The organism is Cytobacillus sp. FSL M8-0252 (assembly GCF_038007345.1).
GTDB classification, from domain to species: Bacteria; Bacillota; Bacilli; order Bacillales; family Cytobacillaceae; genus Cytobacillus; species Cytobacillus kochii.
The window spans coordinates 2,598,117-2,612,549 of sequence record NZ_JBBOWZ010000001.1 but is presented as its reverse complement, the minus strand read 5'-3'; the positions used below and the strand labels follow the sequence as shown (position 1 = coordinate 2,612,549).

At 35.1% G+C, this 14,433-nt stretch carries 14 protein-coding genes; 11 read left to right on the top strand and 3 right to left on the bottom strand.

Annotation, left to right across the window (positions count from 1 at the left end; all coding sequences use genetic code 11):
• Positions 1–91 precede the first annotated feature (91 nt).
• From MKX83_RS13225 to MKX83_RS13180, 10 genes are all read left to right on the top strand, one after another.
• Positions 92–1,198: an ABC transporter ATP-binding protein gene (locus MKX83_RS13225; RefSeq protein WP_095373113.1), complete on the top strand. Its 1,107-nt coding sequence runs from the start codon at positions 92–94 to the stop codon at positions 1,196–1,198.
• Positions 1,188–1,994, top strand: coding sequence for an ABC transporter permease (locus MKX83_RS13220; protein WP_095373114.1), 807 nt, complete (start codon positions 1,188–1,190; stop codon positions 1,992–1,994). The genes MKX83_RS13225 and MKX83_RS13220 overlap by 11 nt, the downstream gene beginning before the upstream one ends.
• Positions 1,991–2,791, top strand: coding sequence for an ABC transporter permease (locus tag MKX83_RS13215; protein WP_095373115.1), 801 nt, complete (start codon positions 1,991–1,993; stop codon positions 2,789–2,791). Before MKX83_RS13220 ends, MKX83_RS13215 begins: the two co-directional genes overlap by 4 nt.
• A complete protein-coding gene (locus MKX83_RS13210) occupies positions 2,788–3,864 on the top strand; it encodes an ABC transporter substrate-binding protein (RefSeq protein ID WP_341055763.1) in 1,077 nt (358 codons plus the stop codon). Before MKX83_RS13215 ends, MKX83_RS13210 begins: the two co-directional genes overlap by 4 nt.
• 396 nt (positions 3,865–4,260) lie before the next feature.
• Entirely contained in the window at positions 4,261–5,106 is an 846-nt protein-coding gene (locus MKX83_RS13205; RefSeq protein WP_341055762.1) for a MurR/RpiR family transcriptional regulator, read from the top strand.
• Between the two features lie 12 nt (positions 5,107–5,118).
• Positions 5,119–6,255: a M20 peptidase aminoacylase family protein gene (locus MKX83_RS13200; RefSeq protein ID WP_341055761.1), complete on the top strand. Its 1,137-nt coding sequence runs from the start codon at positions 5,119–5,121 to the stop codon at positions 6,253–6,255.
• A 3-nt stretch (positions 6,256–6,258) separates the two neighbouring features.
• Positions 6,259–7,095 carry a GNAT family N-acetyltransferase gene (locus MKX83_RS13195; protein WP_341055760.1) on the top strand — a complete coding sequence of 279 codons (837 nt, stop codon included), beginning with the start codon at positions 6,259–6,261 and terminating at the stop codon, positions 7,093–7,095.
• On the top strand, positions 7,092–8,198 hold the full coding sequence (gene menC, locus MKX83_RS13190; protein ID WP_095373119.1) for an o-succinylbenzoate synthase: 1,107 nt from the start codon (positions 7,092–7,094) through the stop codon (positions 8,196–8,198). Before MKX83_RS13195 ends, menC begins: the two co-directional genes overlap by 4 nt.
• 89 nt (positions 8,199–8,287) lie before the next feature.
• The gene (locus tag MKX83_RS13185) at positions 8,288–9,367 is read left to right on the top strand and encodes a YkvI family membrane protein (protein WP_095373120.1); all 1,080 of its coding nucleotides are present in this window, start codon (positions 8,288–8,290) and stop codon (positions 9,365–9,367) included.
• A gap of 57 nt (positions 9,368–9,424) precedes the next feature.
• A complete protein-coding gene (locus MKX83_RS13180) occupies positions 9,425–10,204 on the top strand; it encodes a divergent polysaccharide deacetylase family protein (protein WP_095373121.1) in 780 nt (259 codons plus the stop codon).
• Between the two features lie 180 nt (positions 10,205–10,384).
• Here MKX83_RS13180 and MKX83_RS13175 read toward each other — a convergent pair whose 3' ends face one another.
• The gene (locus MKX83_RS13175; protein ID WP_180316964.1) at positions 10,385–11,242 is read right to left on the bottom strand and encodes an ATP-binding protein; all 858 of its coding nucleotides are present in this window, start codon (positions 11,240–11,242) and stop codon (positions 10,385–10,387) included.
• 559 nt (positions 11,243–11,801) lie between these two features.
• The gene (locus MKX83_RS13170; protein WP_341055758.1) at positions 11,802–13,499 is read right to left on the bottom strand and encodes an AAA family ATPase; all 1,698 of its coding nucleotides are present in this window, start codon (positions 13,497–13,499) and stop codon (positions 11,802–11,804) included.
• A gap of 337 nt (positions 13,500–13,836) precedes the next feature.
• On the opposite strand from MKX83_RS13170, the gene MKX83_RS13165 reads away from it, so the two are divergent.
• Positions 13,837–14,109, top strand: a complete 273-nt coding sequence (locus MKX83_RS13165; RefSeq protein WP_341055757.1) for a hypothetical protein — start codon at positions 13,837–13,839, stop codon at positions 14,107–14,109.
• Positions 14,110–14,140: 31 nt separating this feature from the next.
• Here the strand turns inward: MKX83_RS13165 and qoxD are convergent, their stop codons facing one another.
• On the bottom strand, positions 14,141–14,431 hold the full coding sequence (gene qoxD, locus MKX83_RS13160) for a cytochrome aa3 quinol oxidase subunit IV (protein WP_341058629.1): 291 nt from the start codon (positions 14,429–14,431) through the stop codon (positions 14,141–14,143).
• Positions 14,432–14,433 lie beyond the last annotated feature (2 nt).

The following is a 14,433-nucleotide window of genomic DNA, read 5'->3' as shown; positions in this document are numbered from 1 at the left end:
ATATCTATATATATTTATTATTGTGTATTGATTATCAGTTTTTTTTAATCTAGAATTACTAAGGAATATCTTATAGAAGAAGGAGATTGGAATGTCAGACCAAACTATTATTCGTTTTGAAAACGTAACAAAGCAATATGACAATGACCCGGCTGTCTTAAATGATGTTTCATTTGAAATAGAGCGTGGGAAATTCTATACTTTGCTCGGTCCTTCTGGATGCGGAAAAACGACCATACTTCGCTTAATTGCCGGATTTATTTCGCCATCAAAAGGTAATATTTATTTTAATAATAAAAAGGTAAATGAAGTACCTGCAAATAAAAGACAAGTGAATACTGTCTTTCAGGATTATGCACTCTTTCCTCATTTAAATGTCTTTGAAAACGTGGCATTTGGACTTAGAATAAAAAAATTAAAATCTGAAATGATTAACCAAAAAGTGATAGAAGCTTTGAAATTTGTGAACTTAGAAGGATATGAAAAAAGAGAGATAAAAGAGATGTCAGGTGGGCAAAGGCAACGTGTTGCGATTGCACGAGCGATTGTTAATGAACCTGAGCTTATTCTTCTTGATGAACCATTATCTGCACTAGATTTAAAATTGCGAACAGAAATGCAATATGAATTGCGAGAATTACAAAGAAATTTAGGCATCACTTTTATTTTTGTGACACATGATCAAGAAGAGGCATTAGCGATGTCTGATGAAATTTTTGTTCTGAATAACGGTAAAATAGAACAGAGTGGGACGCCTAATGATATTTATGATGAGCCGATTAACCGTTTTGTTGCCGATTTTATTGGTGAATCTAATATTGTCGAAGGTGTAATGGTTGAAGATTATGTCGTTCGGTTTACAGGCAAAACATTTGATTGTGTTGATGGCGGTTTAAATCCAAATGAAACGGTTGAGATTGTCATTCGCCCAGAAGATTTAGAAATTACTAGTCCTAATGTAGGTAAGTTAAAGGTGAAAGTAGACTCACAATTATTTAGAGGCGTACATTATGAGATAAGTTGTTATGATGAAGATGGCAATGAGTGGCTCGTTCACTCGACAAAAAAAGCAATTGTCGGAAGTGAAATTGGTCTCAACTTTGAGCCAGAAGACATACACGTCATGCGTCTTGGTGAAACAGAAGAGGAATTCGATAAGCGTCTTGAAGCATATGAAGAGGGAAGTTATGAAAGCTAAATCTCGTAATTATTATTTAATTCCTTATGTTTTATGGATTGCTCTTTTTGTCATCACACCAATCGTCCTAGTCGTTTATTATTCTTTTTTTAATATAGAAGGTGAATTTTCGTTAGAGAATTACCAAAAATTCTTTACACCAGTTTATTTAAAAATGACACTTAGCTCCTTTTGGTACGCGTTTTTAATTACATTTTTCACGTTATTAATCGCTTATCCAACTGCTTATTTATTAACAAAAACAAAGCATAAACAACTATGGTTACTCCTTATTATCGTTCCTTCATGGATCAATTTATTATTAAAGGCTTATGCATTTATTGGTATTTTTGGCACATACGGAGCAGCGAATAAATTTCTTGAAGTGATGGGTGTAGGTGGAAAGCAAATTTTGTTTACAGACTTTAGTTTTGTGTTTGTCTCTGTTTATATCTTTTTACCGTTTATGATTTTACCAATATTTAATGCACTAGATGAACTGAACCCATCTTTTATTGATGCTTCAAAAGATTTAGGTGCTTCAAGCTGGCGAACCTTCTCTCGTGTCGTTTTTCCTTTGACTTTAGATGGGGTGAAATCTGGATGTCAAATCGTATTCATCCCTGCCTTATCTTTGTTCATGCTGACAAGGTTAATCGCAGGAAACCGAGTGATTACATTAGGAACAGCTATTGAGCAACATTTTCTCGTGACACAAGATTGGGGAATGGGGGCAACCATTGCTGTTTTCTTAATTATCTTTATGGTTGTCATTATGCTTCTTACTGGTAGAAGAAAGAGAGGCGAAATGAGATGAAGAAATTTAAATGGTCCTCTCTTTATTTAATCATTGTTTTTATGGTTTTATATGCACCGATTTTTTATTTGATTTTTTATTCTTTCAATAGTGGCGGTGATATGTATCACTTTGAAGGGTTTACATTGGATTGGTATAAAGAAATATTTAATGACACTAGGCTACTCATTATAGTATTAAATACAATTATTGTTGCCTTGCTTTCATCAGCAATATCAACAGTTTTAGGGGTAGCTGGCGCTCTGGCCATTTATTATGCAAGAAGAAGAAGAACAAAAAATACTTTATTGTCGTTAAATAATGTTTTAATTGTTAGTCCAGATGTCATTATCGGCGCATCTTTTCTCATTTTTTTCACAATGATAGGTATAAAGCTTGGCTTCATTTCCGTCTTGTTGGCACATATTGCCTTTAGTGTACCAATTGTTGTCCTAATGGTATTACCTAAGTTAGAAGAAATGAGTACGAGTATCATATATGCGGCACTGGATTTAGGTGCAAGTCGATTAGATGTGTTAACAAAGGTTGTATTACCTTATATTACCCCTGGTATATTTGCTGGTTTCTTCATGGCACTTACTTATTCTTTGGATGATTTTGCTGTCACCTTTTTTGTGACCGGTAATGGATTCTCAACTCTTTCTGTAGAAATTTATGCGTTGGCGAGACAAGGGGTTTCTCTAAGTATTAACGCCTTATCAGCATTGTTATTTTTATTCACCATGCTTTTAGTTGTTGGTTATTACTTTATAACAAAGAAAACGAGCAAGATAGGTCGAATGGGGGTTAGAAAATGAAAAACCTCATACGTGCTTTGTCACTTGTATTAATTGTTTCTTTTGTCTTGTTGTATATCGTTCACCGCTTAAATACTGCACAAGGATATACAGGCGAGAACACGATTACTGTTTATAACTGGGGAGATTATATAGACCCTGAATTATTAGACCAATTTGAAGATGAAACAGGTATCAAAGTCATATACGAAACCTTTGATTCAAATGAAGCCATGTTAACAAAAATCGAGCAAGGTGGGACTTCATACGATATAGCGGTACCTTCAGAATACATGATTGATAAAATGAAACAGGAAGATTTACTTCTCCCCATTGAACATGCACAACTGCCGAATTTGAAAAATATGGATCCACGTTTTCTTAATTTAGCTTTTGATGAGAACAATGAATATTCTATTCCTTATTTTTGGGGAACAGTAGGTATTCTATATCATCCTGATAAAGTAAGTGATGAAATTGATTTTAAACAATGGGACGATCTTTGGCATCCAAGCTTGAAAAATGATGTATTACTCGTTGATGGAGCGAGAGAGGTCATAGGTTTTGGACTGAATAGTCTCGAGTATTCATTAAACGAAACAGATAAAGCAAGATTACTGGAAGCGAAGAATAAACTGGATACATTAACACCAAATATTAAAGCCATCGTTGGTGATGAAATTAAATTATTAATGCAAAATAATGAAGCGGCCGTTGCTGTTTTATGGTCTGGAACTGCCCAAGATGCGATGTGGGAAAATGAATCACTGGAATATACGGTTCCTGAAGAAGGATCGAATCTTTGGTTTGACAACATGGTCATCCCAAAGACAACAAAAAATAAAGAAGCGGCTCATCAATTTATTAATTTTATGCTAGATCCGAAAGTTGCTGCGCAAAACGCTGAATATGTAGGTTACTCAACACCGAATAAAGCAGCTCTTCCTCATATGGATGAGGAAACAACGAGTGATGAGCGTTTCTATCCGGATGAAGAGCAAACAGCTAAGTTAGAAGTATACGAGAACCTAGGTAAACAAATGCTTGCTTATTATAACGAACTGTTTCTTGAATTTAAAATGCATCGTAAATAAACAATAAAATAAAGAAGAACAGAAAAGATCGTCAGAGCAGCCGCAAAGCGGACAAATTTCAATGGTGGAATTTGTCCGCTTTTTTAATGGAAGAGTACAATGAAATGCTTATAGGCAATAAATGCTGTTCGTACTTTATGATTATTTTGATGAAAACAATGGTGGCATTTAAAAAGGGTGAGCCGTTAAATTTATCGGAAGGGTAACGAACGTGGGAGATAGTCATGCTTGGATAAAAAATAAGAACTACTCTAAATAATATATTGCAGTTGAAACTTTTTCTCTATAAAGCATTGAAATAACTGAAAAATTGTGATAATTTACTATAAACAAGAAGTTAACACTTCTAATATATTGCATAAAAAGTACAGACTTCATTTTGAGGTAGGTGTTCAGGTGAATCTGAAAGAAGTTATTACAGGGAGTTATGAAAAACTATCGAAAACACAGCAGAAATTAGCAAGTTATTTACTAGACCATTATCAAGATATAGCCGTATTGTCTGCAAGTGAATTAGGTAAAAAAGCAGGTGTGAGCGAAACCACTGTGATCCGTTTTTGTTATCGAATAGGATTATCAGGATATACGCAATTACAAAAAGAAGTGCGTGAGCAATTATTTCATGATAAAAGCAGCTTGGATTCTTATATTCAAATGAAGCAACCATTTGTTGGCGAACCACATTTTCTTGAAAAAGTGATGAACATGGATGCAGAGCGAATCACCCAAGCCATTCAGACAATAGATGAAGCAAAATTTGATTTGACTATTGAGCAATTAAAATCAGCCCAAAAGATTTATATTATTGGTGCAAGAACATCATTTGCTGCTGCAAGCTGGTTAGCATTTACATTAGGGCTTGTGAAGGATGATGTCCATCTTATTCGAACAGAGTCCGATGATTTATTGAAGATTCTCCATTCGATGGATGAAACTTCAGTAGTGGTTTCAATCAGCTTTCATCGTTATGTGAAAAGCACTACTGATTTTACCAAGCAAGCAAAAAGTCGAAATGCCAAAGTCGTTGGCATTACTGACACGCCACTATCTCCATTAAAAAACAATGTCGACATTCTCATTCCACTATTTTCAGGGAGGAAACCTACACTTGATTCTACACCAGTGCTTTTTTCATTCTTGAATGCGTTGATTGCGGCAATGATGACAGAGAATAAAGAGTCATTTAAAGAAGAAAAGGATTACTACGATAAAGTATTCCATGATTATTTTGAATCTAGTTAACAGATTAAAGAGGTGAAAGAATTGCAGGAACTTGAAGCACTAAAGCCAAAATTAACAAACATATTTAATCATCTCCATCAAAACCCGGAAATCAGTTGGCAAGAAACAAAAACGACAACATTTATTGCTGAAGTCTTAAAAAAAGAAGGGATCCTGTTTCAAACCTTGCCTAAAACGACAGGACTTATTGCCGAAATAGGTAGCGGTGAAAAAGCCATTGGCGTTAGAACTGATATAGATGCATTGTGGCAGGAAGTTGATGGAGTAATGCAGGCCAATCATTCGTGTGGGCATGATGCACATATGACCATGGCGATTGGTACATTACTTGTACTGCATCGTTTGAATGCTCAGAAAAAAGGTAGGGTTAAATTTCTATTCCAACCAGCTGAAGAAAAAGGTACCGGGGCATTAAAGTTTATTGAAGAGGGATTAATAGACGATTTGAATTATTTATACGGTGTACATGTAAGGCCGATTCAGGAGTTGAGAGATGGTCAATGTTCACCAGCAATTATGCACGGAGCTGGACGGTTCGTTACTGGAGAAATCATTGGTGAAGATGCCCATGGAGCAAGACCTCACCTCGGGCAAAGCGCGATTGAAATAGGTGCAGCGATTGTTCAAGAATTGAATCGTTTCAAATTAGATCCTATGGTCCCACATTCAGTTAAAATGACGAAGTTCCAAGCCGGGGGTGACTCAAGTAATATTATCCCAGGTAAAGCACATTTCAGTTTAGATTTAAGAGCGCAAACAAATGAAGTGATGCAACAATTAGCAACTAAAGTAGAAGCAATTTTTGCTCACATTTCTTCTCTTCACGACGTAGCAATTCATTATAAAACAACGGCTGATATTGCTGCAGCACAAGTAGATACTGATGCAGTGCAATTAATGGGTCAGGCAATTGTTGAAACAATCGGTAAAGAAAAAATGGTACCACCAATTATCACATCTGGAGGAGAAGATTTTCATTTTTATACTTTGAAAAGACCTGAATTGAAGGCAACGATGCTCGGACTTGGTTGTGGATTAACTCCTGGGTTACATCATCCTGAAATGAATTTTAATCATGAAGCGATATTTACGGGTATTGAAATTCTTGTCAAAACAGTCTTAAATACGTTAGAAAAAGAAGGTGCGTAACCTATGCTCACTGGCTTAGCGATAAAAAAATTGACCACGATAGAAGAGATGGAAACAATCCAAAAGTTAGAGCGAGACGTATGGGGAATGGATCCCATTCCTATCCACCAAACAGCAACAGCAATAAAAAATGGTGGTCTCATGCTAGGCGCATTTGATGAAAATGAATTGATTGGATTTAGCTATGGATTTCCTGGTTATGCAAATGGAGAAGCGTTTCTTTGTTCTCATATGCTCGGTATCCATCAAAGCTATCGTGATAAAGGAATTGGTGCTCTATTAAAAGTTGCACAGAGGGAAGCTGCTGAGGAAATGGGGTACAATCTGATTCGTTGGACATTTGATCCTTTACAAAGCAGGAATGCTTACTTGAATTTATCAAAACTAAATGGTATTTGTAATGATTATCTTGTGAATTGTTATGGTGAAATGGTAGATGGAATTAATAAAGGCTTACCAAGCGATCGTTTCAACATAGAATGGCGAATCAGCAGTTCACATGTCAAACAACAACTTAACTATGATGTGACACCGATCTATCCATTTGAAGTTTTCAATCGAAACGATTTTCCTGCGATAAGCGATATGGAACAAACTTTACAAACCATTGATTATAATGAAATGAGTATTGCTGTCCCCATTCCAGCGGAGTTTATGGAAATTAAAAAACATAATCCTTCACTAGCAAAGGAATGGCGAGAGGTGACAAGAAGGATATTTCAGCAATTATTTCAGCATGGGTACACCGCGTATGATGTCCAAAAAAATAATCATGTAAGTTATATCATTACTATCAAAAGACAAAAATTACAATTAGATGTGAGGAGAAGAGATCAATGAAATTAAAGGAAGTAAAGTTACGCCATCTAAAAATGACAATGAAAGCACCTTTTGCCACTAGCTTTGGATCTTTTCAAGATAAAGAGTTTATCTTATTAGAAGCAACTGATGAATTAGGTAATACTGGTTGGGGAGAATCTGTTGCTTTTGAGGTGCCTTGGTATAATGAAGAAACCTTTAAAACGAATTGGCATATGCTTGAGGATTTTCTCATTCCAGCATTATTAAATAAGGAAATTACTCATCCAGATGAAGTAAATGAAATCTTTTCTTCTATTAGAAAAAACAATATGGCCAAGTCTACAATAGAAGGCGCTGTTTGGGATCTATATGCAAAAAGAAATCAAATCCCTTTGGCTAAGGCACTTGGTGGAGAAAAGAAGAAGATTGAAGTAGGTATCAGTATCGGCATACAGAAATCTGTAGAAGATTTACTACAATTAATTGAGGGCTATGTAAATGAAGGCTATAAAAGAATGAAAGTAAAAATTAAGCCGGGCTGGGACATAGATGTGATGAGACAAGTGAGAGAGAAGTTTCCTGATATTCTACTAATGGCTGATGCAAACTCTGCTTATCGTTTATCAGATATTCAGCATCTTAAACAATTAGATGAGTTCAATTTAATGATGATTGAGCAACCTTTAGCTTCGGATGATATTGTTGATCATGCTAAACTTCAAGCTGAAATGAAAACGCCGATATGTCTAGATGAAAGCATCCATTCGTTGGAGGATACACGAAAAGCTGTGGAGTTGGGTAGTTGCAAAATCATTAACATCAAAATTGGACGAGTAGGCGGCTTAACAGAAGCAAAGAAAATTCATGACTATTGTCAAGAACAAGGAATTGCTGTTTGGTGTGGAGGAATGTTAGAGTCAGGCGTTGGAAGAGCTCATAATGTTGCTTTAACCACTTTAGCCAATTTTATTATGCCTGGTGACACTGCAGGTTCCTCAAGATATTGGGAAAAGGATATCATAACACCTGAGGTTGTTGTCGAAGACGGATATATTACCGTACCTGAAAACGACGGAATAGGTTACGCCCCAGATTTAGCGGTCATTGAAAAATATACAATAATGGAAAAAACATATCAATAATGTCTAATAAGAAAGCCAGCTGTGTGTATATAGGCAGCTGCTTTCATTATGATAAAATATCAGAAAATTCAATATAAGGATGAGGTTTTATGAGAAAAATCATTCAAATAGCAGGTGCTTATATTGGTACAATCATTGGAGCTGGATTTGCATCTGGACAAGAGGTATTGCAATTTTTCACTAATTTTGGCTGGTTAGGTTTTATTGGTACAATAGCCGCTACGATTTTATTCATTTTTCTCGGTATGAATATTACGCAAATAGGTAGTAGGCTACAAACAGAATCTCACAAAGATGTTGTTCACTATATTTGTGGAAAATATATAGGAAGAGTAGTGGATTTTATTATTACTTTCTTTTTATTCGGTGTGGCAACAATTATGTTTGCAGGTGCAGGTTCAACATTTGAACAACAATTTGGTATTGCGAGTCAAATAGGAAGTTTAATCATGGTCCTGTTAACAGTGTTCACTTGTTTTGTAAACGTGAATCGAGTCATGACTATAATCGGTAGTATCACTCCTTTTCTTCTCATGCTTGTCATGATTATTTCAGCGTATGCTCTATTTACAGCTGATGCAAACTTCTCACAATTGAGTCTCGTAGCTCAAGAAGGTAGTCCAGCAGCACCACATTGGTTACTAGGTGCAGTACTTTATGTTTCCTATAACATTACATGTGGAGTGGCGATGCTAGCGGTTATGGGTGGCACAACTAAAAACGCGAAACAAGCAGGTTGGGGCGGAGTTCTTGGTGGTCTGGGTCTTGGTCTTATGCTAATACTCATTAATGTCGGAATGTTCACAAGAATAGAAGATGTGGCAACACTCGATATTCCGATGCTCTATTTAGCAAATGAAATCTCTCCAATCATTGGTGTGTTGATGACAATTATTCTTTTAGGAATGATCTATAACACTGCCGTTGGAATGATCTATAGCTTTACTTCAAGGATAGTGAAAAGAGAAAGCAAACACTTTAAATGGGCAGTTCTTGCCATTAGTTTGACATCTTTTGTCTCTAGTTTCTTTGGATTTACTAACTTAGTTGGTATCCTGTATCCGATTACTGGTTATTTAGGTTTAGTTCTTATTGCTGCTGTAATCATAGCGTGGGTTCGAAATAGAAAAACGCCCTACACGCAAGTAGAAAAAAAATCAGCTTTATAAAAAACAAATGCAATTTTCTTCAAAGTTATGGGAAATTTAACTTTGAGGAGTGATGAGATGAAACGATTATTGTTCATAAGCTTGCTAGTTCATATCATGTTATTTCCATTAATGAGTAAAGGCAGTTTCGCACAAGTTGATGAAGGGGGGAAGCCTTCTTTATCAATTGTGATTGATGATTTAGGTAACCATATGAATGGAACAGAAGATATTCTTAATTTACAGGCAAAGTTAACTGTTGCGATTATGCCGTTTATGCCTTCAACAACTGCAGATGCCAATGCAGCATTTGAAAAAGGTCACGAAGTAATCGTTCATATGCCGATGGAGCCCAAAGTAGGGAAAAAAAGTTGGTTAGGTCCAGGAGCGATTACTGCTGATCTGAGTGATGAAGAAATTCGCAAAAGGGTAGAGGACGCAATTGAGAATGTACCACATGCTGTTGGAATGAATCATCATATGGGGTCGAAAATCACTGAAGATAAAAGAATTATGCAAATTGTGCTAGAGGTTTGTGCTGAAAGGGGATTATATTATCTTGATAGTAAAACCACTGGCAAGAGTGTCATACCAGAAATAGCAGAAGAGCTACACTTACCTTATCTAGAGAACAATCTTTTTTTTGATGACACTTATTCCGTCAGTCACATTGAAAAACAAACTCAGAGACTGGAGAATAGACTTAAAACTGAAAACCGCCTAATTGCGATAGGGCATGTTGGCGTTTCGGGACCAATGATGGTTACCGTATTAAATCGACATATTGAGCATTTGAAAGAAAAGGCTCATATCATTCCTTTATCTGAACAGATTGAAGGAAGTGAATGGCTTCGTTAATAGAATGGTTCCGAGAAGTTAAGAACTAACTTATGAAAAGATATATTAGAAGTGATAATTTTAGATGAAGCGATTATCACTTCTAATACATAAGGAAATAAGGACTTTATTCTCTTGTTATTTCCTAGGCAAGCGCAAGAAGTGACATATTCCTTCTTCATTGAGGGAAATGCGACATCGTTAGACAGAATCTGATGTAGAAAAATACAAATGAATGGCTGTTCCTTCGTTCTCATTACTTTCTATTTCATATTTCCCATTCATTTTTTTAATAATATCAAAGGCAATCATTAAACCAAGGCCAGTTCCCCTTGTTTTTGTTGAAAAATACGGTTGTCCGATTCGTGATAACTCCTCTTTTGACATTCCTTTCCCATTATCTCGAACCGTAATTTTTACTTTGTTTTTTAAGGAAATAACCTCAATCTCTACCGTACCATTTTCATTAATGGCTTCAATAGCATTTTTAATAAAATTAATTAGCAGTTGTTTTAACTCATTAGCATTTCCATCTATATAAATGGGGTAGTGGGTTATTTTACACTGCAATTGAATATTAGACAGATGGGCATATGATTTCATAAATTCAGTTACATCTTGAATGTTAGGAATAAGATCAAATGTTATTACAGTGTTATTAGCAGGTTTTGATAAAGTGAGAAAATCATTAATCATTTGATTGGTTCGTTCTAGTTCTTTTAAAGAGACTTCGATGTACTGTATTTGTGTCTTAGTAAGATTTTGCTCAGCGTGCATTAATTGCATAAATCCTTTTACAGTAGTCATTGGGTTTCTTATTTCATGAGCGATGGATGCAGCTAATTGACTAATCGCATTGAGTTTATCTGCCGCTTGGATCGTCTCTCTCATTAATAAATGAGATTGGTGCATTTCAATCATATAAATAATCAATATTAATGTTAAAGCGTAAACGAAGACAAGAAATAATGCTTGAATAAAAAATTGCGTTTCTTGATTCTTAAAAAATATAATCATTCTAGTACTGGCGATAGGAATATAAAATAATAATCCTATCAATATTTTCTTTCTTAAAGAACTTTTTTGGTAAAATTTTGTTAGTAAATGAAATATGAAAGCGAGGACGAGATAATTGACTATGAGAAATACATCGCTAGTATCGCTTTCAATCAAACGGTAAATAAGAGCGAAAAATAATAAGCATAAGCCGGTATACTTATGAACATAGAAAAAACAAATAAAAATGGGTATGTACATTAAATCAAAAACAGTATGGTTAGAAAGATGCACTGGAAAAAGAATAGTTAAGGTTAAGGAAAGTAAAATAGAAACAAAAAAAATGCCAACTTTCTTTTTATGATGATATTTAGAAGGGACAATTATTTTTGTTATTGGTATAATCATTAAAATCAAAAAATGCAGTATAATATTTGTGATGAATTCATACAAAAGCATCATTCCTAACATGGTTATATATTCATATATAAACATTATACATTTAGTTGGATATTCCTGCTTCATTTTGTCGAATAATAGAATCGTTGAGGAGAGGGAAGAACTAAAAAATGAACACTTTCAACAGGCGGTTGAAAGTGTTCATTTATATGTGTTGGCATTTTCATTTGTTTCGTACTAATTGTTCAATTACATCTCCATCTAATGTTTCATAAGACATGAGGGCGTGAACAATGTCTGCATGTGCCTTACTATGTTCGAGTAGTAAGGACTCTGCTCGTTTTAATGCTTGAAAATAAAGTGATTGTAATAATTCGTCTTTACGCTTTGATTCAAAAGAAAGGGTGAATCCATCTTCTAAGAGACCGTTTTCAACCATCTGTTCTAATAGTTGCTTTGCTTGTTGGACATCCCCGCTAACACCGATACTATGCTCTCCTAATAGTTGTCTTTCTGCTACTCCTCCACCTAAAATCATTGCCACTTGATCAAGCAGTTCGCTAAAAGTAGATAAATGGAGTTCTTTTTGAATAGGTGCAACATAACCCAATGCTTGGCCACGAGGAATAATGGTCGCTTTTCTAACTGAACCCGGTTTTGTCACAGCTGCAATGAGGGCATGGCCCGCTTCATGGATGGCTACTCTTCGCTTAATATTTACATCTTGTAAAGGTAGGCTGCTATTTCCTAGTATAGTTCGGTCCAATGCAAAATTGAGATCATCTTTTGTAATTTCTTTATGATTATTGAGTATTGCTTTTCTACTTGCTGTTTCAAACAGAGAATGGAGATCAGCTCCAGAAAAACCGGATGTTGATTCAGCTAAAACAGTAAGTGAAGCTGAGACATCACTGGCAAGTTGTCGATTTTTTGCATGAATATCAATGATTTCTTTTCTTCCTTTCAAATCAGGTAACTGAATATGAAAGCTGAAGTCAATTCTGCCTGGTCGAAGAAAGGCATCATCTAGCATATCTTTTCTGTTCGTTGCTGCAATAAATAAAATACCATCATTTGATAGCCCACCATCTAATTGAACGAGTAATTCCGTTAATGTTTTTTCACTTTCTTCCCCGCCATGAGGCTTTCTTTTGCCTGCTAAAGCATCTACCTCGTCAATAAAAATAACAGCAGGTTGATTCTTGCGGGCATTTTGAAAAAGTGAACGTACCCTTGCAGCACCAATACCAACAAACATTTCATTAAAAGCAGAACCACTTGAAGAGTAAAATTGCGCATTTAATTCCTTAGCTATTGCTTGTGCAAGCAATGTTTTACCAGTGCCAGGAGGGCCATAAAGAAGAATCCCTTTAGGAGGCTTAATCCCTAATTCTACTGCTTTAGCTGGCGACTTTAAGGATGATATGGTTTGTAATAATTCATCCTTCATTTCTGGTTGCAAGCCTCCAACATCATTTAATGTTGTCGAGGGGAGCGGTTTCGCTTTAGATACAGATTGTTTTAGTTGATTGGTTGCACCCATTTTTCCTGATTTAAACAAATAAATAACTGTTGCAATTAATAATGATAAGAAAGCAATAATAATCCATATACTATATGAGTTAGTCGCAGAATATTTATATTCTATTGGATAAGTAGCGACAAGGTTTTCAACTTTATCACTATTAGGTGTGATATGAGAAATAAATTTTTTCTCGTCTATTACCACTTCTATTTTTCCGTTTTTATATTCCTTCATTTCAATGTCAGCTTGGGAATAATTTTGTATATTGGCTTCTAATTGAGAGAAGGGGATTGTATGAGTGGTTGGTTTATTCATCAAATAATAGGTGATAAAAATAGCTAACATAAATAACAGTGATATAAGAATGAGAGTTGCACGTTTTATTTTATGTGACAAATTTATAACCCCCAAAAAAATTAATATCAAACATGTTTTGGTAATGTAAATATATGTCCATTATAAAGGGAGAGAAAAGCTATTTTTAGTATAAAACGTTGTTAACATAGGAATATAATGCATAATTTGTGAAGAAAATAAGTGGTGAAACCGTTATTTTTGTCAAAAATAAGGCTAAAAGTAAAATCAAACTATAATTATTTGCATAATATAATAAAAAATAACTAATTAATCGAAAAGTCAACCCGAAAAAAGAGATAATTTTGTCAAATTCGCGAAAAAATATTGACATAATTGTGAACAGGGTGGATAATGGATGAAAAGGAGGATGATGGAAATGAATACATCAAAAGATATGTTAAAAGCAGTTAAGTATTATGGAGGTACATTATTGATTGCCGGAATCATCATCTTTTCGATCGGATTCTTTGGAAACGTTTCCAGTACGTTAACTGGTATTGGTATTGGTACGGTAATGGGAGCCATTTTTGTCTTTTTAATGGGCGTCTTTTTTGTAGCTACAGAGGAAGTATTAGAAAAGACAGGTAGAAGAAAATCTAAACTAGATACATTAGCAAAAGTAACAGCAACATCTATTAAAACAAAGTAGGAGCGCCCGAAAGAGGACGCTCCTTTTTTATTTATTGAATTTGGTAAGTCCAAACCATTGTTAGTAGGGAACCAAGAATGGTGAAGATTGCAATTAATACACCATAGTAAATTGTAATATAGATGGCGTTTTTATCTTCTGATTCACCAGCATGCATGAATAGTACTAATTGTAGCCCTGCTTGAATAAAAGCAGTTACAATTAAGATTGTCATTCCAACTGCAAATGACATATCAAAGAAGTAAACCATTAGGGCAACAGCTGTTAGCACGAGTGAAAAGATAAATCCCATCACTTGTTTCATCGGGAATAATTCTTTCATCA